The organism is Gardnerella washingtoni, from assembly GCF_049262705.1.
In the GTDB taxonomy this organism is placed as follows: domain Bacteria; phylum Actinomycetota; class Actinomycetes; order Actinomycetales; family Bifidobacteriaceae; genus Bifidobacterium; species Bifidobacterium vaginale_D.
In genome coordinates this window covers 192,342-214,271 of record NZ_CP058398.1, presented here as the reverse complement: position 1 = coordinate 214,271, position 21,930 = coordinate 192,342, and the positions used below count along the sequence as shown (strand labels likewise).

Below are 21,930 nucleotides of genomic sequence, written 5' to 3'. Positions count from 1 at the left end.
GAATATCAGCGAAAATCACTCCAACTCGATTGCGCCAGTGCAAAGCTGATAATACTCGCCGCGCTTAGCTAATAACTCCTCGTGTGAACCTCGCTCAATAATTTTGCCGTGATCTAACACCATAATCACATCAGCATTACGAACAGTAGACAGCCTATGAGCAATCACGAATACTGTACGACCTTCCATCAGTGAATCCATACCATGTTGCACTAAAGCTTCAGTATGCGTATCAATCGAAGAAGTAGCTTCATCGAGAATCAGCACAGGTGGATTTTCTACAGCAGCACGAGCAATCGCAATAAGCTGCTTTTGACCTTGCGAAAGATCCTCACCATCAGCATCAATCTTTGTATTATACCCATCTGCAAGTTTAGTGATAAAAGTATCAGCGTGAGCTAATTTCGCAGCTTTCACACACTCTTCGTCACTAGCATCTAGGTTTCCGTAACGAATATTATCCATTATTGTGCCCGTAAATAGGTTCACATCTTGTAAAACCGTTCCAATAGCGTAACGCAAATCCGTTTTGCAAATATCACGCACATCAATTCCGTCGTACAAAATTTGACCGTCGTCAATATCATAAAAACGTGTAAGCAGGTTTGCAATAGTAGTCTTTCCAGCTCCAGTAGCACCCACAAGCGCAACCTTCTGCCCTGGCTTTGCAAACCAAGTAATATCATGCAACACCGGCTTTTCAGCATCGTATCCAAACACAACATCCGTAAAGCGCACGTCTCCTCGAAGCAAAGTGTAGCGACCATCCTGAGAAGTACGCGCATCGCGTTTAGCATGGCATACCACTTCTTGCGCCATCTTACTTAATTTCTGCGCACGCTGAGTAGCTTTTGTGCCATTATCTTGAGCATCACGCTTCCAAGCCCAATAAACGTTTACACCTTCTTCTTTTTCATCAACTTCTTCAAGAACATTAAATATTGCTTTATGAGAAAGCTGCTGCACTGATTCAGCAACACGAACTTTCACTAATCGAACTGTACCAGCATCTACCTCTGGCTGCTCATCAAGAAGCTCAAAAATTCTAGACGCTCCAGCCAAAGCCATCATAAGCGAATTTATTTGCATCGTGATTTCGCCAATAGGATTAATAAACGCTCGCGAAAGAGTAAGCAAAGATATAAGCGTGCCAAGTGTAAAAGCACCAGAACCAACAAGACCAAATGCTGGCAATCCAACTGAAACTGCCCACGCTCCAAGTAGCGCAATAAGCACATACAGTAAGTAACTTGCGTTACTAATTACCGGCATTACATTATTTGCGTAAGAATTGGCACTAGCAGAAATTTTTTGCACTTTTTCAACACAAATATCTAATTGTTCAATGGTTGCAGCTTCGTGGTTGAAAATTTTAATAACTTTGCTGCCAGTTGCTGATTCTTCAACAAATTTATTCAACTCACCTAAAGCATCTTGAAATTGCTCGAAAAGCCTGCCAGAACGTTTCAACATAAAACGTACCACATAAAGAAGCAAAGCCGTAAACACAGCCACAAAAGCTGCTACCGAAAGCGAAAGCCACATAATTGAAACAAACGCAGCAACAATAGATATAAACGCAGAAAAAGAGTCAGGAAAAGCCCATGAAATTGCTTCACGGAGTACTTCTGTGTCATTCGTATAACGACTCATCACGTCGCCGTAGCTTTGAGAATCAAGGTAGCGGAGCGAAAGCTTTTGCTGATGCTGAAACATGGCATTACGCAAATCACGCATAACGCTTTCAGCAACATTTGCAACCAATCTACCCCACAGCCAGCAGCTAAACACGCCTACCGCATACACACTTGCCATAAGAATAATCATGCGCACAAGCGGCATCCAATCTGGATTATGCTTGCCAACAAGCGGAAGAATATACACGTCAACCAGTGATTGCAAGAACATTGAGCAAGCTGCTTGTACGATAGAAGCTACGATAATTGCGCATAGAATTACGAAAATTTTAGCGCGATAAACCAGCAAATAAGAAGCGAGACGTTTCAGCACCGGCCAGTTAATTGCCCTGCTTTTTTTCGAGGTTTTACTACTGCTTAAGGATTTTTCAGAAGGATTTGTAGAAGTATTTGCAGAAGTATTTGCAGAAGTATTTGCAGAAGGGTCTGCAAGGGTATTTTGAGAAGATTGAGCCTTATTGTCGGTAGTCATTATGCAGCCCTTTCTTCTTCACTCGATACCTGACTTTTTGCCTGCGAAAGCGCCATATCTCGATATACTTCGCAAGATGCGATTAATTCATTATGCGTACCTTGAGCGAGTACGTGCCCATTTTGCAACACAACAATAATATTCGCATGCTCGATTGAAGATACACGCTGCGCCACAATAATTTGCGTAGAATCAGGCATAAACTTCTTTAAGCCTTCACGGATTGTACGATCCGTTTTCATATCAACAGCGCTCATAGAGTCATCAAGGATTAAAATTTTCGGCTTCCTCAAAAGCGCGCGAGCAATGCACAAACGTTGTCGTTGACCGCCTGAAATATTCTTACCACCCTGCTCAATATAAGTGTTATACGCATCCGGCAAATCGTTAATGAACTCGTCTGCGCGAGCAATTTTGCAAGCCTCGCGCAAGTCATCGTCACTTGCCGTAGCTCTACCCCAACGAAGATTTTCTGCAATAGTGCCACTAAATAGAATATTTTTTTGCAAAACAACACCAACTTCTTCACGCAAACTTGCAGAATCATACTCGCGAATATCATGACCGCCGATAAAAAGCGTACCAGAAGTTACGTCATAAAGCCTTGCAATAAGCTGCACAAGACTTGATTTTCCAGAACCTGTTGCTCCCACAATACCAACAGTCGAACCAGAAGGAATCGTCAAATTTACATCCTGTAAAATTTCTTGTTCTACTGGAGTGGATTCATCTGTGTTATCTGATTGAGGATATCGCAGCGAAACATGCTCAAAACGCACCGACGCATCAGAGAGCTGAGTAAGCGGATGCTCAGAAACATGCTCACTGTTGTGAGATTGCAAAACTTTCGCAATACGATGCATCGAAGCGCGCGCAGTTACAGTCATAACAAAAACTGCAACCAAATTCACCAAAGCGAATAAAATTTGCAGTGCATACACCACAAGCGCAGCAAGATTTCCTGTTGTTAGCCCAAACGCAGGATTATTACCAGATGCCACAATTTCATGCGAAGCCATCCATGCAAGCAGCAACATTCCCGCATAAAAGCACACGTTAAACAACGGAATACTGTAATTCAGCACATATTCCGCATGAAGAAAATGCTTATAAAGCTTATGAGAGATACGCATAAAACGACTATTTTCGTAATCCTCACGCACATAAGACTTCACAACGCGAATATTATGCAAATTCTCACCGACATGATTATTTAACTCGTCAACTATGCGGTAAATTCGCATAAATTTAGGGGCAACAATCGCAGCACCCACTGCACCAATGACGCCAACAATTGGCACAAAGCTTAGAAAAACCCAAGAAATCGCATGACTAATGAGAAATGTAAACCACCAAGCCGTAACAATAATCATAACGCTGCGAATACCAGAGCGAATAATCAGCTGATAAGCAAATTGCACATTAGACACATCGTTCGTCATGCGAGTCACAATCGTGCCTGTAGAAAATTTATCTAAATCAGGAAAACTTAAACTTTGTAAGCGCGCAAACATATTGTGCCGTAAATTTCTACCAAAACCGGCACTAGAATGCGCGCAACAAATTCCCGAAACAATGCCGAAAATCATTGCAATTGCAGCAAAAGTAAGCAGTTGTAAACCGTAATATTGCACCGCCTGTGGTGAGCCAGCCATAATGCCAAGATCAATAAGATGAGACATTACTGTTGGAATAGCGATTTGCATGGCAGCTTCAATAAGAATGGATACAGACGTTAACATTCCAAGAAAACGGTACTTTTTTAAAGATGACAGAATCGTACGCAATGCGCGAGGAGGATTATTGCTAATTTTTCGTGAATTGTTCTTCGGCTTCTCTGCCATTGCATCCCTTCCCCTACATAACGTCATGTGTAGGTTTAATAATATCACTTCTTCAAATACATATTTGAATTATCGCACATGGCGCATTTCCGTATTGAGTTACTTCATTACCAAATGCATAAATAGATGAATCTTTGACATAGTAGTATACAGACAAATCACATACGAAAAAGTGCTTCTACACATTCAAATTATAAACAACGATTGATTTCATCTTATAAAAATTATATAGTGAAAGAATGTATATTCGCATGTATAAAGAGGTACTGTCATGAATATAAAAAAGCTATTAATAGAATACTTACTTGCTCAGTAGCATTATCCATATCTTTTTTACTATCATTGCAAGTTCAAGCCAACACCCAAGAAGAAACTTATGAGTAACACAAAGATACAACACAAAGATAGTTGGCGCTGTAGCACAGCAGAAAGGCATTCGTGTCGACTTGCAGTGAGAATTTCCAATTAATATCAACAATTATGTGAGGAACAATATGAACAGCAAACACGTAGTTCTACTGCCAATAACGCTGCTTTGTTATATTTCGTCAGCTATTTATTTCTTTAAACAATTGAAGGACTTAAAAGACGATAACACTTGTATTAATACTGTTAGTCTCACCATTCAAGCATTCGTCCTACTAATATTACTAATCTATCTTTTATATTTATGCAAAGAAAAGACATACCAAACTATCTATCGTTTAGTTACAGTATTTATGAGCATAGTTAGCATAATTCTTTTGACAGTTTGCAATACAGATGTTACTAGGTTAATTATATTTAGCTTAGCATGTGTATATGTATGCATTCTTATAATCGTCCGCAAACATTGTTAAATATATCGTGTTAGCGGCAAATTCAATAGGATTACGAAGCGTCGCCTTCGCCTTGCGCACGGTCTTTTCCGTAAATTGACGGAATAAAACGCTCCTGATCATGAAGTTTGTCCCAGATTACAGGAGGATTTTGCGGATTTTCCAATGACTTTGGCACATCAATAATGCGCTGATTGCTAGAGCCGCGAAATTGCAGCAGTGAATCGTGCAAATTCTTCATATAGCGGCCGTCAACAAGAATATCAATGTATTGCAGCAGCTCAAGCTTATCAGGCGTCTCACCCGGGCGCATAAGCTCTTCCCACGTGTAGCCGGTCCAACTCCAAATATCTTTCGTATGACCAAACTCTTTACGAATACGTTTACACAGAGGCAGCAAAATACCTGTGTTGAGCAGTGGTTCGCCACCAAGAAGCGTTAGACCTTGCACATAAGGCTGCGCTAAATCTTCCATAATCTGATCTTCAAGCTTTTGCGTATAAGGGTGGCCAGCGCGAAAATCCCAAATCGACTCGTTATAGCACTCAACGCAATGGAACGGGCAGCCGGAAACATACAGCGAACAGCGAATACCCTCGCCGTCGGTCATCAAAAAGCGCTTGTAATCAGCAATCATGCCTTTACTCATACGCTCGCTTGACCACTGCCCTGCGCGAGGATTATTAGAAAGTGAGGTAGGAATCCACGGCCCACGATTCACATCTGCAGGCGCAAAATCATGCAAAGTAATGCGAGCCATATCCAACCCCCTTAATACTCAAGAAACCATTAAAATCCAATAAGTACAAACATAAAATAAATCCAGCCACTAGAAAGTGCAATTATGAAACGTAATCAACACTTCCTAGCGGCCAGATTATTACCAAACAACAAACACAAAAAACGCTATTTATCTAACTAAATTATCTAGTCAACTTATGTTACTAAGTTTCAACATAATTCATTAGCTAAGTTTACTTAGTTTCCTCATACCATTCGCGAGATTCGCCATTATCCAGCGTCACATGACCAGTTTCGCCAGACATGTGCTTTACGCGGTGAGCAATTTCCTCGTGACGACCGTGAACCATTGGACGCTGAACAGGATTGCCCAAGTAGCCGCAAGTACGCTTCGTAACATTGCACTTATCTGGGTCGCTGTTGCCGCACTCAGGGCAACGGAAGCCTTCTTTAGTCGGCTCAAAATCGCCCTGGAATCCGCAAACGAAGCAATGATCGATTGGAGTATTCGTACCCAAGTAGCCAATGCCAATCTTATAAGCATAATCCCAAACAGCTTCCAAAGCCTTAGGATTCGCCTGCAAACATGGGAACTCGCAGTAGTTAATAAAGCCGCCGGAAGCAAAATACGGGAAGTCAACCTCGTAACGAAGCTTCTCCATAGGAGTTGGCTGCAACCAAACCGGGTAATGGAAGGAATTAGTGTAGAAGTCGTGATCGGTTACGCCTTCAATGCGACCGAACTTCTGACGATCCATGCGGTTAAAGCGGTCAGTCAAAGACTCAGCAGGCGTTGAGTATACCGAGTAGTGGTATCCTTCAGCCTTCGACCACTGCTGGCAAAGCTTATTCATGCGGCGCACCAAAGAAAGCGCAAACTGCTTGCCATCCTCATTCCAGCTGTGATCCTTCATCCAATCCTTACCGAAGAACACGGCCGTAGTTTCGTACAAACCAATATAACCAAGCGAAACAGTTGCGCGCTCGTTACGGAACAGCTGATCAACACCCTCGTTAGCTTCCAAACGACCAAAAGCACCATAGCGGAACAACGTTGGAGCGTTCACAGGAGTTGCCTGCTTGCAACGCATAATGCGGAATCGCAAAGCTTGGTGAGCAACTTCCATACGCTCGTCGAAAAGCTTCCAGAAGCGAGTCACATCGCCATGAGATTCAAGAGCGATACGCGGCATATTCACCGTTACAACGCCAAGATTCATGCGACCGTCTTCAACATCCTTGCCGGTCTTTGGATCAATCCAACCCTGAAGGAAGGAGCGGCAACCCATAGGAGCTTTGAAGGAGCCGGTAATCTTCACAATATTCTCGTAGAACACAACATCCGGATACATGCGCTTAGTAGAGCACTCGAGCGCAAGCTGCTTCAAATCGTAGTTCGGGTCGCCAGGATCCGCGTTGACACCGTGCTTAACGGTAAACACAAGCTTAGGGAAGATAGCAGTGTGACGATCTTTGCCGAGGCCACGAATACGATTCAGCAATATAGCGCGCTGAATTTCGCGAGCGAACCAAGAAGTACCCAAGCCAAAGCCGACAGTTACGAACGGAGTCTGACCATTAGAAACACGGTTGGAATTAATCTGATATTCCATCGTTTGCATAGCGTCGTAAATAGCCTTACGCGTCATAATCTTTGCATAAATCTCACGAAGCTGGTCAAGCTCGCTCAAATTATCATCAAAAGGAGTATCAGCTGGAAGGGGATCCCTATCCAAGCAGTGAAGATTCTTAGGCTCCTGAGCCTTCAAGCCGTCAATCATATCCTTCGCGACTTGAATTGGCGTGGAATCAGGAATCATGGCTTTTGCCATAGCAAGATTTTTGTCGTAATCGCACTTAGCATAACGTTCAAGCATTTCGTCAGTACGATTCACCGTCTGACCACCGTACTGTGCTCCAGCAATATCCTTAATAATCTGCGTAACCTGAGTTGCAGCAGTGCCGATAGACTTTGGACTATCCATCATTGCGTTACCAAGAGCAAAACCCTTAGCGAGCATGTCGCCAAAATCAGGAAGTGAGCAATTGCTCATGCAAGTAAATGGCGAATAATCAGCATCGTGGAAGTGAATATCACCCTTCATATGTGCGTTAGAAACTGCGTGAGGAAGCATGGAAAACGCAGATGCCTTGGAAACAGCGCCTGCAAGAAGATCGCGCTGAGTAGCATAAACATTGGAATCTTTATTTGCGTTTTCGCGCACAAGCGTTTCATCGCGATTGACAAGGCGATTCACAGCTTCGTTAATATCAGTAGCTTTAGCACGGTCAATATCGCGATTCAGGCGGTAGCTCGTGTAGCAGCGAGCAACCTCATAAAGATGATTCTCAATAAGACTATGCTCAACCAAAGTCTGAATATCTTCGATTTTTGCTGGACCATTGTAACGATCCTGAATCTCAGCTTCAATATGATCTGAAATATCGCGAATCATCTGCTCTTCTTGCGGACCGACTTCCTTGCCTAAATCCTTAAAAGCAGCTTTAATAGCCATGATGATATTCATTGAATCGAAGTCAACAACGCGACCATCGCGCTTTTCCACCTGCACGCGGGAAACTGGAGCTTCAGCTACACTATCCATTTGAACTTCTGCGTAATCAACATCAGTTTTCTCCAAAACCCGCATCAGTACAAACCTTTCTCAATATTATTTTTTATTTTCTCATGTAAATCGCCACAAAAACGAGGCTTCATTTTTTCATAACTTGCTTTACTATAGTCCAAACCATGCACAATATCTAGGGGAAACACTCATATAGGTAACTATATATAGTGATTTATGATTTATTCGCTATTTTTGAGGCGTGTCCTGGTGTGTCGAGGATGAGGGAGCTTAATTTGCTGGCATGTTTTCTGGAGTGGCTGTGAGTTGTGGGGTTGCTTGTCTCGCAGCGCTCCGCTCTTATACCTTATTTAGACTTAGCGGTTGCGTAGTTAAGTTTAGTTTTTTTACTTACTTTTTCTGCAAAAATAGTATTCATCAATAAGATTATTACTATCGTTCCGCTTTTATATTGCTCGACCAAGCAACACCCACCCCTCACTACTAGTAAAACCGCTAGTGTTTTGTGGTGTGATAGGAGAGTCCGGTGTAGTGTGTGCAGCAGCTCGGATGCTAGTGTTCACTAAGCAATAGGTACTCAGTGTGTGCAGCAGCAATGATGCTAGTGTTCTCTAATAAACAAAACTCGATGTCAGCAGAGCAATACTCTTTTAGTAGCACAATACACGCCGTTATGCGCGCGCACTTCTTGACGCTTTGATATATTGAGTCTCGTGGAACAGATAGCTTTTCAGCATGCACAGGAATTCGGATTCCAACCAGGAGACATTGTGCAACAATGGCTCTGGGACGACGATGTCGACGAAACAATTTGTGAAAGTATCGAACAGCTCACCGGCGAAGACTTGGTGGACGAAGATTATGATGCTGCTGTTGATGGCGCGATTATTTGGTGGCGCGACGGCGATGACGAAGATGAGCTTGCCGACACCATTATGGATGCCACAAATATGCTTGACGATGATGCACCTATGTGGGTACTCACGCCTAAACCTGGTCGCGAAGGTTCCCCAAGCTCCAGTACAGTTCAGTCTGCCGCAAAAACAGCTGGCATGAATGCAGCCACTCCCCTTACTGTAAGCGCAGACTGGAACGGCGTTCAATTGCGCGCATTTGGCAAAGGTCAAAGCAAGTAAAGCAAATAAAACAAATGCCTTTTCGTTACTCATGCAGTACAGTTTCTGCATGAGTAACTTATGTTTTCCCGAGAAAATGTGGACTTGCAGCGCGCTTATGTCCACAAACGCGCGCAAGTTTACACGCAAGCTTAGCAGCGAACGCAGTTTTGTTACTATTGCAGTTGGTTTCAAGCTCGGTCAAAGCGACCGCGACCGCGGCCACGACCGCGGCCACGACCGCGATCACTACCACGTCTATGCCCGCGACCGCGCCCCTTGCGCTTCTGCTGCTCTGGCTCAGGCATGCTCCAACCTTCTTGAAGCTCAGCAGCTTCTCCCACAATCTCATCTAGAACTGGCGAAGCAGGATTCACATCTTCAGCTTTCGCATGAATGCCAGCACGACGAAGCATCATATGCGCAGCACGCTTCTGGTTCGGCAGCACAAGCGTTACAACATCGCCTTCCTCACCAGCTCGAGCAGTACGACCCGAACGATGCAAGAATGACTTTGGGTCTTCTGGCGGCTCAGTTTGCACCACCAGCGCAACATCACTAATATCAATACCTCGCGCAGCAACGTCCGTAGCAACCAGCACACGCACCAAACCTTCTGCAAACACTGCTAGATGACGATCGCGCTGATTCTGCGACAAATTACCTTGCAAATCGACTGCAGGAATACCTTGCTGAACAAATTTTTTCGCCATATTTTTCGCTTGATACTTCGTGCGAGTAAAGAATATAGCGCGTTTTTGTCCGGATGCGAGTTTACGCAAAACTTCGTACTTATCCCCTGCCGACACAGCAAAAATATGATGCGTCATAGTATCAACTTGTGAATCAGCATCATCCACAGCATGAACAACAGCGTTTGGAAGGAAACGCTCAACTAATGTAGAAACTTGCTTATCAAGCGTTGCAGAAAACAGCATGCGTTGACCATCTGGCGCAACTTGCTCAAGAAGTCTAGTAACAGCAGGAAGGAACCCCATATCCGCCATTTCGTCTGCTTCATCAAGCACGCTAACCATCACTTTTTCAAGCGTAAGTGCTCCCTGACGCAGCAGATCTTCCAAACGGCCAGGGCAAGCAAGCACAATTTGCGCACCCTGCTTAAGTTGCGATATTTGGCGCTGGTATCTCACGCCTCCATACACTGTCACAGTGCGCATACCGTAGGCTGCAGCAAGCGGTGCTATTACGTCGTCAATTTGGTGCACAAGCTCACGCGTTGGAGCAAGAATTATTGCTCTAGGAGCAGGAATATCGCTCAACTCGCGTGACTTATGGTTTTTACCAGAATGAATTAAATCAACAAAATTCTCCGCCAAACGCGCAACAAGTGGAATGGAAAACGCCAGCGTCTTGCCACTTCCCGTGCGACCACGACCCAAAATATTTGCACCACGCAAGGAATCTGGAAGCGTTGCCTGCTGAATCGGGAATGCAGTGGTTTTTCCATCCGCGCGCAACACTTCTACTAAAGGCTCTGGAACGCCAAGTTGCGCAAAAGTCACATCGTCACGGTAATTTTCACGAGATTCAATGGCAGAGTCTGGAATTATTGTTGCGTTATGAGAATCTTGCTTTTGCTTTTTTGAAGTAGAATGTAAAGATATTGCAGAATTTTGCTTTGCATTATGAGATTTATCAACATTATGCTTAGCAACATTATTTTTATTAATATTATCCTTAGCAATATTATGCTTAGCAAAATCTTGTTCAGCATCCGCGATAGCCACTTCTTCATATCGCAAGGCTTTTTCGCGCGCCTTTTGACGAGCTTTTTCTGCTTTGCGATTGCGCTCCCTGCGCGAATTGGACTCGTGATGAGAGCCGTAATTCTTATGACTCCCCTGATACTCAAAAGGATTTCGTTTTTTTGTGGATTTGTTAGCGTTGTGCGATTCACGAACGCGTGGATCATAAGCGTCATAAACTTGAGAGTTTTTACTATTTTTAGCATTCTTATTTTTGACGTTTTTGGTATGAACGTTTTTAGCATAGACGCTTTTACTACGAGTATTCTGAGTATTTTTCGCGCCTCGCTTTTGAGCAGGCGCAGCATGATAAGTATGCGGCACGATAGCCTTTCGTAAATTTCTGTATATTTTTAACTATGCGTAATCCTACAAAGTCACGAACTTACTGAGCCTAGCACACACCTAGCACAATCACGACGTTTGTGGTCAAAAACAGCAAAAGCGGAAACAAAAGCCGAAAAATCACCGGCAAATGTTTCCGCCAATAAGTAAAAGCAAAAACTCAATCAACGAGTTAACTTACGATGCAAACGATGCGGACGAGCAGCTTCCTCACCCAAGCGAGCAATCTTATTTTCTTCATAAGCTTGGAAGTTACCCTCGAACCAGTACCATTTTGCAGGATTATCGTCATCACCTTCCCACGCAAGAATATGCGTGGCAACGCGATCAAGGAACCAACGATCGTGGCTCACCACCACAGCGCAGCCTGGGAACTCAATCAAAGCATTCTCCAAGCTTTCCAAAGTCTCAACGTCCAAATCGTTAGTAGGCTCATCGAGAAGCAGCAAGTTACCACCCTGCTTAAGCGTTAACGCCAAGTTCAAACGGTTTCGCTCACCGCCGGAAAGCACTCCCGTAAGTTTCTGCTGATCCGAACCCTTAAACCCAAAGCTAGCAACATAGGCTCGAGTAGGAATTTCAACTCCTGCAACCTCAATATAATCGAGTCCGCCGGAAACAGCTTCCCACAAGTTCTTGTTTGGATCCAAACCTGCACGGTTCTGATCCACGTAAGAAATCTTCACAGTATCGCCAACAGTAAGCTCGCCACCAGAAAGCGGCTCCAAGCCCACAATGGTCTTGAAAAGCGTAGACTTACCAACGCCGTTCGGACCAATCACACCAACAATGCCGTTACGAGGCAACGTGAACGACAAGTCGTCGATAAGCACACGGTCGCCGAAAGCTTTGTGAATATGCTTCGCTTCCAACACCTGCGAACCCAAGCGTGGACCGGCTGGAATCTGAATTTCAGAGAAATCAAGCTTCTTGGAGTTACGTGCCTCTTGTTCCATCTGGTCGTAACGCTCCAAACGAGCCTTATTCTTAGCTTGGCGAGCCTTAGGCGAGCTACGCACCCAATCAAGCTCATTCTTCAAACGCTTAGCAAGCTTGGCATCCTTGGCACCTTGGATTTCCATACGCTTAGCTTTGGTTTCCAAGTACGTGGAATAATTACCCTTGTACGGATAAAGCTGACCGCGGTCAACTTCGCAAATCCACTCAGCAACATTGTCCATAAAGTAGCGATCGTGGGTAACGGCAATAACAGCACCCTCGTACTTATGCAAGAACTGTTCAAGCCACAGAATAGACTCTGCATCCAAATGGTTCGTAGGCTCATCCAAAAGCAACAAATCAGGAGCTTCAAGAAGAAGTTTGCACAGCGCCACTCGACGCCTCTCACCACCAGAGCACACAGACACAGGCGAATCAGGATCTGGGCATTGCAAAGCATCCATTGCCTGCTCTAACTGCGAATCCAAATCCCAGCCATTCGCCGCATCAATTTCAGTCTGTAGCTTACCCATTTCTTCCATCAATGCATCAAAATCAGCATCCGGATTAGCCATTTCTTCGCCTATTTGGTTAAAACGCGCCACCTTTTGCGCAATCTCACCAAAAGCCATCTTAATATTTTCGCCAACCGTTTTCGTTTCATCCAGCGGTGGCTCCTGCTGTAAAATACCTACCGTGTAGCCTGGAGTTAACGAAGCCTCACCATTCGTCACATTCTCCAAACCAGCCATAATTTTAAGCAGTGTAGACTTGCCCATACCATTTGGACCAACTACACCAATCTTCGCACCTGGCAAAAAACTCAAAGTAACATCATCGAGAATGACGCGATCACCATACGACTTACGCGCTTTAATCATCTGATAGATAAATTCAGCCAAAGTAATATACCATCCTTAAAAACGTTGGAATTCCAGCGTTTGCTGCAGCTCTACGAAAACACGACTGACTTTCGCACATAACCAATACGTTAAGTCTTTCATGCTCTTATTCCAAGTACACATAACAACATAACCGTACGCGTACATGATGCGTGTAAATAGGGAAATCGCTAATAGCAGCAGCAAAAATACCAAGAGACATTATCTCATGCGGCAACTACATTACGCGTACTAAGATAGCGAAGATAGCTAAGATAGCGAAGATAGCTAAGATAGCGAAGATAGCGAAGATAGCGAAGATGCATAACAAAAAGTAGGCATATATACCATGAAGTAGTACACAACTGCAAACACACGAAGTGCACTGCTCAGCACAGACAATTTGCTACGCGCGTTGCGATGCGTCAAAATATGACACAAATATGCCACAAACATGTCGCAAATACACTACGAACGCATCAAAATACATTACAAATGCACCGCAACACGTCATAGTATGCAGTAAGAAAAATCAATAAGCTACCGGACTAGGATTCGCTTTCTTCACAGCAGACTCAGGACCGTCTTCCGGCGGCAACTGACACAATCGCTCACCCAAAATACCAACAAGCATATCTACAAAGCAAACAAAACCAGCAATAGCACACTCACGAATAACGGAACCATACAATGCTATTTCGCTATGAGGTAAACTCATGAGCAGTTGCCCAACATACCAGCCAGCCAAAATAGCGCCCGCCATACCCAAAGCTTTCGATAGCATAAGAGCTGCTACAGCAAATTGTGAACTAACACGCTTTTTATTCTTAGCTTTTTCACTTACACTTTGATGCGTTTGCCAAGCCATCACAAATGTTATGATGCCAGCAACCACCATAATTGCCACCACAATCCATGGCGCTCCAGCCAACGACATAGCACTTGATTCAGTCGACGATACTAAGAATGCACCTAGCAAAAAACCAAACAGCAGACCTAGCACCAGATACCACCACGGTGTGCGATACGCTCTCATTAGTAATCATCCCCTACAAGCCATTGCTCTGAGTATACGCCAACAGTTTGAGTATCCAAAGCAAATGCTAAAGAATACGAAACTGGGTTATCGTCTAAAGCAGCATCCGACTCAATCTGCAACCATGGCATAAGCTCCGGTGACTTAGGATTCACAGTCACCATTTCCGCTATTTCCCTCGGTAATCCTTCCGGATTAATGGTCTTTGTGCTAGCAGCAGACTCGCCGTACGAACGTGCACCCAGCACACGCACTGTTACTGTATCTTTATGCAAGGTAGCAACAGCACGAACCAAACGCAACAATTCATACTCATCACCACTTGAAGAAAGCAGAAAAACGGCAGCATAGTAGTCGCCTTCAAGCGCATTAACAACGTATAATGCCGATACGCCATCAACGCGCGAATCCCTATCTTGCTCAAGCAACGCGATAGTTCTTAGCATAGCAGAACGCGTAGCTTGTTGAGCAACACCCTTCATTGCTACTACTGCAGTCGTTTGCATTGGCAGAGGACATATACCAAAAAATGGTGACTTACGTTCATGTTTCACAAGATCGGTGCCGTGTTGCGCGTCGTCACTATCAGCAACATCCGAAACACTAGCATCCTGTTGGTTGGCATGAGCACTCGCATCATTGGGAGCAGCAGCATTCGCAATATCCATAGCAGCTTGAGCAGCAGCCGCAGCTTCTTCATCTTCTTTACGTTGTTTTTCTTCCTCATCAATGCTTATAAGAGAACGATAATAATCAGCAACTTCGCTGTCGTCGAATTCGTCAACCTCTACTCTACCGCCGCGAACAGCAACATGCGCGATTGACTCCGGAGTCACACTATTATTCAAATCAAATTCTTCTTGAGCAACGCGATGTAAAGTAACTGACACGTCATCAACAGTGCTTTGTAAACCATAATATTGGCTTCGTAAAGAAGCATGTACCGTAATTTCAGCTTCGCTAATTTGCCACGTACGCATAGCAGAATCTGCTACAGCTTTAGCAATAAGCTCCAACGCAATAGCCGGATGATCTTCAATCTCATCATCATGTTCACATTGACGCAACGCGCAAGCAAGACGGTCTATTACTTGTGGAATATCTATTGCGTGAGTTTCGTTGCCATCCAACGCTTTAGATAAATTCACTTGCAAAACAGCATCAACATAGATGAATCGGTATATTCCAATAGTTATGTCGTCACCTTTAGGACGAATTCCTGTAAGTCGTATAGTATCCATAATCGTCTCTTCTACGCTTCAATGCAACAACACAATCGTAAAGTGTAACCATATTTACTTTTACAACTTCAATCGCATTGCCAATAGTAATATTTTGTTATATTCTACTCGCAGCAAAGTGACAATGTGATATATTTTTCAAAATGTGTATACATTTTATTGATGCACACTATTTTTGACTTATGAGACTTACAGTGAGAGCAACCACGCTAATTCCTCATTCATCTTGACTGTTTTTAGCATAGGCTTACCAAGCTCTGGACAATACTTTTATTCGTTTTCATACTGAACGATATGAAACTTGAGTCTTACCACGAATTGTCCTTGCAATATTAACGAAACTCGGGATGAGATTAATATTTCTGCACGCTACATCCTATGTTTCTACACTTCTTCACAACAAGAACTATAAGCTGACACTACAAAAGCAACAACATCAACAGCTTCTTATAAGAATAGACGTTGATAACAATAGTAAGTGCTATCAACGTCTATCAGTGTCACATATATTCAGTTATGTTCACAACACAATATTATGTTCGTAAAATTATGTTCGTACATATTGTGCTTGTACAGAAATTTATTCCTACAATCCACGAGATTACTCGCCAAATTGCGTACCAGATTCTGATTGCTCAGACTGATGAGCAAGCGGGTTAGCAGGAACGATTGGCGAGAAAGCATCAGTTTGCGTAGAATCTGCATTACCATCAGATTCTTCCTTACCATCAGATTCTTCCTTACCAGCAGCTTCCTCTTTACCAGCTACGTTGCGCTGTAAGCTCTCCGGAATTTCCACAGGAGGAATATCCGAATCAGGTCGCTGATCGTTAGAAAGCCAAAGCGTACGCTCAGGAGCCTTGCGAATCTTACTAAAGATTGCTGTAAGCTCCTTCTCGTTCAATGTTTCTTTTGCAAGCAACTGACGAACTAACTCATCAAGCACATCGCGATTATTGTTAATAATCTCCCACGCTTCAGTATGAGCAGTTTCAATAAGCTTATGAACTTCCTCATCAATAACTTCAGCCGTACGATTTGAGAACTTGCGCGGCTGCAAAGAGTCAAGAGAACCGGAAGCGTCGTCGTCAGCATCCATCCACTTAACTGCGCCAAGCTTTGCAGAGAAGCCAAACTCAACAACCATCTTGCGAGCAATGGCTGTAGCTTTCTCAATATCGTTAGAAGCGCCAGTTGTTGGATCGTGGAATACCACTTCCTCAGCCGTACGACCGCCCATAGCATAAGCCATCTGATCGAGCAACTGATTGCGCGACTGTGAGTAACGATCCGTAGTTGGCATAACGGCAGTGTAGCCAAGAGCATGACCGCGTGGCAAAATCGTCACCTTAGTAACAGGATCTGTATGATGCAAAGCCGCAGCAACAAGAGCATGACCACCCTCGTGATAAGCAGTATTGCGCAATTCATCCAAAGCCATGTTCTTCGACTTACGGCGAGGACCTGCTTGCACACGATCAATCGCCTCATCAATTGCGCGGTTATCAATGTATTGCGCGCCGGAGCGAGCACAGAGCAAAGCAGCTTCGTTAAGCACATTAGCTAAATCAGCACCAGTAAATCCAGGAGTACGCACAGCAACCATGTGGAGATCAACATCCGGCACGAAAGGCTTACCTTTGGCATGAACCTTAAGAATTGCCTCACGACCTTCCAAATCAGGAGCTTCAACAGCCACTTGGCGATCAAAACGACCAGGACGCAACAATGCAGAATCGAGCACATCCGGACGGTTAGTAGCAGCGATAATAATCAAATTCGTATCGTTATCAAAACCATCCATTTCCACAAGAAGCTGGTTCAACGTTTGTTCGCGTTCATCATGACCACCAGTCATACCACTTCCGCGACGACGACCAACAGCATCAATCTCATCAATAAAGATGATGGCAGGAGCGTTTTTCTTAGCTTCATCAAAAAGCTCACGAACACGAGACGCACCCAAGCCCACGAACATTTCAACGAAGTCAGAACCAGCCATTGCATAGAATGGCACGCCAGCTTCGCCAGCAATCGCTCGAGCAAGCAACGTTTTACCAGTTCCTGGAGGGCCGTAAAGAAGTACACCACGAGGAATACGCGCACCCAAAGCCTTATAGCGCGATGGATCTTTTAAGAAGTCCTTAATCTCTTCAACTTCTTCTACTGCTGCCTGTTCGCCAGCAACATCAGCAAATTTCGTCTTAGGAGTTTGACCTTCAAGGAGCTTTCCGCGACCACGACCGCCGCCCATGCCAAGCATGCTGCCACCAGCACCGCCAATACGGCTAAACATGAACCAAATCATGCCAAGGAAGAACAATATTGGCACAAGCGAAGTAATAAGGTACGAGAAAATACCTTGAGATTGTAAGCTGGCAGTCCAACCATTAGATGGTTTCGCTTTTTCAACCTCATGGATAACAGATTTACCTTGCGCTAGCGTGTAGTAGAATTGCACATCTTTTCCAAAATCACGCTTTTGCTTATTGCGCTTATCGAACTTCTTAAACGGCTTATCAAGCGTCAGCTTAACCAACTGCTTATTATCAATAATTTCAACATAATTTGCTTTATGCGATTGCAATAACGCAAAACCATCTTGTGTATCGATAGTTTGAGTACCATTGTGCGCAAACATTTGGAAGCCCGCAACAGACAGTAATACAAGCAGCACAACCCATGTCCATGGCGATTGCCAGAACGGGCGGCGAGCATTATTATTACCGTTTTCGCTGCTACTACCTTTATTATTCTTACCCTGTTGACCGTTATTTCGAGGATTCCTAGGGTTGTGTGGATTAAGGAACGGATTGTTACCGTTATTACCACGTCCAGGACCACCCATTGGACCTTGCGGCATCATAGGAGAAGCGCCCATGTAATAAGGCTCCTTTCAAACTCCCTATATAAAAATTCTTAATAGTTATGGTATGTAAGATTGCAATAAGAATTTTGTAGTTAATTAAGCACCATACACTGATGGCTTTAATACCGCAATGCTATTAAGGTTGCGGTAACGCTCGTCATAGTCCATGCCGAAACCAACAACAAAAGCGTCAGGAATTTCAAAGCCTGAGTAGTCAATTTGCACATCAACTTCGCGACGGGCAGGCTTACTGAGCAGCGCAAAAACTTTAACACTGTTAGCACCACGACCCTTTAACTCGTCTACTAGCCAAGCCAATGTGCGACCAGAATCAACAATATCTTCAACAATAAGCACATCGCGACCACGCACGTCCGTGCTTAAATCTTGACGAACTGTAATCTGTCCGCTTGTTTGCGTACCGCTACCGTAGCTTGACAAACTCATAAAGTCCATTGCTGCGTTAACGCTGAGTTCCTGTGAGAAGATAGCGAGAGTATTAACTGCTCCCTTCAGTACCGCAACAAGCAGAACATTACGGTTTTTATAATCTTCACTCACTTGCTGAGCAACTTCACGAATACGCTTCATAAGCTCTTCGTGGCTGATTAATTCATAGTCGATGTCATCTCGTATATCTGCAATTTGCATGTTCACTATCTTTGCATAAGCGAATGACGATACGATGATTGCGTCGAACTGCTTCATAGTGATTTGGAAGAGAAAAAGGCTTCTGACCATGCCAATGTACGCTAAGTTCGTCGATTGCTTGTACATGACTCGACGAGAAACGCAGTGACACAGCAGTCAATGCTCGAGCAATAATGCGTCTGCGTATTGAAGGATGATATTGTGCTAATTGTTCCGCATGCAATGTTACGCTTTGAGCCGTTGTGTCAACGAACATTACTTGTGGTATTGTTGCGTCAACTTGAGCATTAATATAATCAAGATCATCCTGCGCAAGCGTTGCACCTCGTGAAAGCAGCGTAACCATATTTGCGTGTAAAAATCGCGAAATATACGGCATAAGCGTGTGTCTAATTCTAGAACGCAATGGATAATTTTCACCAAGCTCAAGGTTTTGCTCAAGAGTGTCGCCATTCGTGGGATCATCCCACCAAGAAATGCCCAAATCTTCGCAAATTCCAGTTGTTTGCTCACGCGTAAGCTCAATAAAAGGTCGCGCAAACTGAACGTTTTCACGAAATGTTATTGCTTTCATGCCAGCAACTGCCTCTAAGCCTGCAGAATCTTTTAAACCAATCAGCACTGTTTCTGCTTGATCATTTGCAGTATGCGCTAGCAGTACTACTGCAGCTTGTTGACGTTGAGCAACTTCAATAATGGCATGATAACGCACATCACGAGCTGCAGATTCCTCACCTTTACCAGAATTTGTAACTTGAACAGATTGAATAAAAACGTATTGTTCACTTATTCCCGCTTGCGTACAACGTTTTGCAGCCTCGCGCGCAACCTGAGTTGAATGAGGCTGCATATGGTGATCAACAATAACCACTCCACAACGCAAACCTCGGCTTGCGCATACAATAGCAGTAAGCGCCACAAGCGCAAGTGAATCTCGTCCTCCTGAACATGCAACGAGCACTAGCGGAGCATTTTCTGCAGCATTATGCATACCATGCTCATGGAAACACGAATCTTGCGCGCACAACGAAAGCTCATCAAAGCAGCGTTTTATAGCACCAATACCTGCACGTATGCGAGAAGAATACACCATAGATTCTAGTGTAGCGCGCTAATAACGCTAAATTGCAACTCATAAATCATAGTTTTGGCAATTCTGCCATAAACTTGTTGATTGCTACGAAAGCTCCCCAAAAATCAGTCGGCTGATTCACGACTATTGCAAAAGTAAGCACACCACCATTGTTACGTGACACATTACCAGTCATGGACGTTACATCACTTAAAGAACCAGTTTTTACGCGAAGCATACCAGCAGCAGATTCATCTGCTAAACGTTTACGCGCAGTACCAACCAAACCAGGCAACGATAAACCTTCAGCAGCCGCAGCACCACCAGAATGAGCTTGCACATTCAGCGCTTGCACTTGAGCTAACGTTGCAACGCGTAGCTTAGATTTCGGCGATAATCCTGAACAATCAGACATATGCAAACCGCGCGTATTAATATGAAGCTTACGTAAACCTTCCTCCACTGCCTGAACTGCGCCTTCTGGCGAATTACGCTTATGCACAGCAATCGCAGTTAAACGACCAAATTCTTCTGCTAACGTATTATCAGAAATACGAAGCATATAAGCCATTATTTCGTTTAATGGTGCTGAAGAAACCTGAGCAAGCAAACGCGAAGAAGAAGTAACTAATTGCCGCGTTCTACTTACTGGTATTACAGGTTTTTGAGATTGTTGATCTACAGACGTATATTCAGCAGAAGAAACAACTGAAATACCCTGTTTTTCAAGCAATCGCGCAAAAATGTTACCAACGCTTTGCGCAGGCTGTGGATCAGAAAGCGGAAAATCAGTCATAGCGTCAGCATCCACACCTTGCGCAACAAGATCACGTTGACGCGCATCATCAATAGCAAGCGACGAAGTTCGCGCATAAAAACGGTGCTCAACATCAGTGTCATACACTAATGCAGGCGCTCGTTGAGCACCAAAAAGTGAGTCATCGACAGATAGTGAAACTTTGTGAATATTATCAAGCTTTAACGCAGCAGCCGTTCTTCGCGCTAAGGTTGTTAAACCAGCGCGACCATTCACATGATGCCAATCATTTTCGCCAACACCAAGAAGCATATCGCCATTACCGCGCAGCACAAGTTTACGAGCGTGCGCACTAGATGCATGAGTAGGAACATCGCTAGTTTCAGGCAGCAAAAATACTTGCGTATCAAGTGTTGAACCCATGTCAAGCGTGCGAGAAGCTACAGCAGCAGTAAGCGTTTTAAGCGTAGATGCAGGTTCGCGTAAAGCATTTGGCTCATGAGAAGCAATCACACGACCTTGAGCATCCATAATTACTGCTGAAGAGCTACTACTGATAGAAGAATCAGCCATCACAGCGTTGATAAGCTTTTGTGCTTGAGCACGATTGATTGGTCGACTATAATTAACACCTTTAGCGAGAGTAGGAGCATACAGTAGAGCCCGCGGCGAAGAAGCGGTAGCAGCACGCTGAGTTTGCAAAGTTAAAGGACCAGGAGCAATATCACATACGTCAAGCGCAGCGTATGTAAATATTATTGCAGCACTTACTATAACTGCTACAGTCGTAGTAAGAAAACGCCACCGAGATGGGTACTGGCTTCTATGAAGCATAGCGGCGTACGCGCTTGATTGCTGCTGATTTAAACCTGTTGTAATAGGCTTTGCTGCGGAAGATTGAGAAGATGCAGATGGAGAGGAATCAGAAGAAACGATATTCTCTAATGGCTCAATGTCGTCTAACGATCCAACCTCACAGAAAATGCTTGCTTTGCGAGTATTGAAGGCATCTTGTGAGCCTTTTCTACTGTTCATGCGAGCACTACCTTTAAGTCGATTGCAATTACCGCGCTTAACTATACCTTGCGCTTGCAACAA

General features: G+C 44.1%; 13 protein-coding genes. 1 reads left to right on the top strand and 12 read right to left on the bottom strand.

The annotated features are described in order from the left end of the window. Nucleotides 1–15: 15 nt before the first annotated feature. From HXT28_RS00610 to nrdD, 4 genes are all read right to left on the bottom strand, one after another. Entirely contained in the window at nucleotides 16–2,169 is a 2,154-nt protein-coding gene (locus tag HXT28_RS00610) for an ABC transporter ATP-binding protein (protein WP_422113486.1), read from the bottom strand. Beyond that, nucleotides 2,169–4,013 (bottom strand): ABC transporter ATP-binding protein, encoded by a 1,845-nt coding sequence (locus HXT28_RS00605; RefSeq protein ID WP_422113485.1) that lies wholly within the window; start codon nucleotides 4,011–4,013, stop codon nucleotides 2,169–2,171. The genes HXT28_RS00610 and HXT28_RS00605 overlap by 1 nt, the downstream gene beginning before the upstream one ends. 870 nt (nucleotides 4,014–4,883) lie before the next feature. After that, the gene (nrdG, locus tag HXT28_RS00600; RefSeq protein ID WP_016636980.1) at nucleotides 4,884–5,591 is read right to left on the bottom strand and encodes an anaerobic ribonucleoside-triphosphate reductase activating protein; all 708 of its coding nucleotides are present in this window, start codon (nucleotides 5,589–5,591) and stop codon (nucleotides 4,884–4,886) included. 214 nt (nucleotides 5,592–5,805) lie between these two features. Further along, nucleotides 5,806–8,178, bottom strand: a complete 2,373-nt coding sequence (gene nrdD, locus HXT28_RS00595; protein ID WP_422113670.1) for an anaerobic ribonucleoside-triphosphate reductase — start codon at nucleotides 8,176–8,178, stop codon at nucleotides 5,806–5,808. A gap of 695 nt (nucleotides 8,179–8,873) precedes the next feature. Here nrdD and HXT28_RS00590 point away from each other — a divergent pair. Then, complete coding sequence (locus HXT28_RS00590; RefSeq protein WP_016636976.1) at nucleotides 8,874–9,296, top strand: DUF3052 domain-containing protein; 423 nt, start codon at nucleotides 8,874–8,876, stop codon at nucleotides 9,294–9,296. A 170-nt stretch (nucleotides 9,297–9,466) separates the two neighbouring features. Here the strand turns inward: HXT28_RS00590 and HXT28_RS00585 are convergent, their stop codons facing one another. The 8 genes from HXT28_RS00585 to HXT28_RS00550 all read right to left on the bottom strand — a co-directional run bounded on the left by HXT28_RS00585 (nucleotide 9,467) and on the right by HXT28_RS00550 (nucleotide 21,867). Beyond that, the gene (locus HXT28_RS00585) at nucleotides 9,467–11,365 is read right to left on the bottom strand and encodes a DEAD/DEAH box helicase (protein WP_422113484.1); all 1,899 of its coding nucleotides are present in this window, start codon (nucleotides 11,363–11,365) and stop codon (nucleotides 9,467–9,469) included. A 185-nt stretch (nucleotides 11,366–11,550) separates the two neighbouring features. Beyond that, nucleotides 11,551–13,227, bottom strand: a complete 1,677-nt coding sequence (ettA, locus tag HXT28_RS00580) for an energy-dependent translational throttle protein EttA (RefSeq protein WP_032814331.1) — start codon at nucleotides 13,225–13,227, stop codon at nucleotides 11,551–11,553. Nucleotides 13,228–13,738: 511 nt separating this feature from the next. Further along, nucleotides 13,739–14,242: a DUF3180 domain-containing protein gene (locus HXT28_RS00575; protein WP_016636973.1), complete on the bottom strand. Its 504-nt coding sequence runs from the start codon at nucleotides 14,240–14,242 to the stop codon at nucleotides 13,739–13,741. Further along, nucleotides 14,242–15,483 (bottom strand): hypothetical protein, encoded by a 1,242-nt coding sequence (locus tag HXT28_RS00570; RefSeq protein WP_016636972.1) that lies wholly within the window; start codon nucleotides 15,481–15,483, stop codon nucleotides 14,242–14,244. The genes HXT28_RS00575 and HXT28_RS00570 overlap by 1 nt, the downstream gene beginning before the upstream one ends. A gap of 601 nt (nucleotides 15,484–16,084) precedes the next feature. After that, complete coding sequence (gene ftsH / locus HXT28_RS00565) at nucleotides 16,085–18,364, bottom strand: ATP-dependent zinc metalloprotease FtsH (protein ID WP_016636971.1); 2,280 nt, start codon at nucleotides 18,362–18,364, stop codon at nucleotides 16,085–16,087. An 84-nt stretch (nucleotides 18,365–18,448) separates the two neighbouring features. After that, nucleotides 18,449–19,003 carry a hypoxanthine phosphoribosyltransferase gene (hpt, locus tag HXT28_RS00560; RefSeq protein ID WP_016636970.1) on the bottom strand — a complete coding sequence of 185 codons (555 nt, stop codon included), beginning with the start codon at nucleotides 19,001–19,003 and terminating at the stop codon, nucleotides 18,449–18,451. Then, a complete protein-coding gene (gene tilS, locus HXT28_RS00555) occupies nucleotides 18,978–20,096 on the bottom strand; it encodes a tRNA lysidine(34) synthetase TilS (protein ID WP_422113483.1) in 1,119 nt (372 codons plus the stop codon). The genes hpt and tilS overlap by 26 nt, the downstream gene beginning before the upstream one ends. Nucleotides 20,097–20,142: 46 nt before the next feature. Then, on the bottom strand, nucleotides 20,143–21,867 hold the full coding sequence (locus HXT28_RS00550) for a D-alanyl-D-alanine carboxypeptidase/D-alanyl-D-alanine-endopeptidase (protein WP_422113482.1): 1,725 nt from the start codon (nucleotides 21,865–21,867) through the stop codon (nucleotides 20,143–20,145). Between the last annotated feature and the right edge of the window lie 63 nt (nucleotides 21,868–21,930).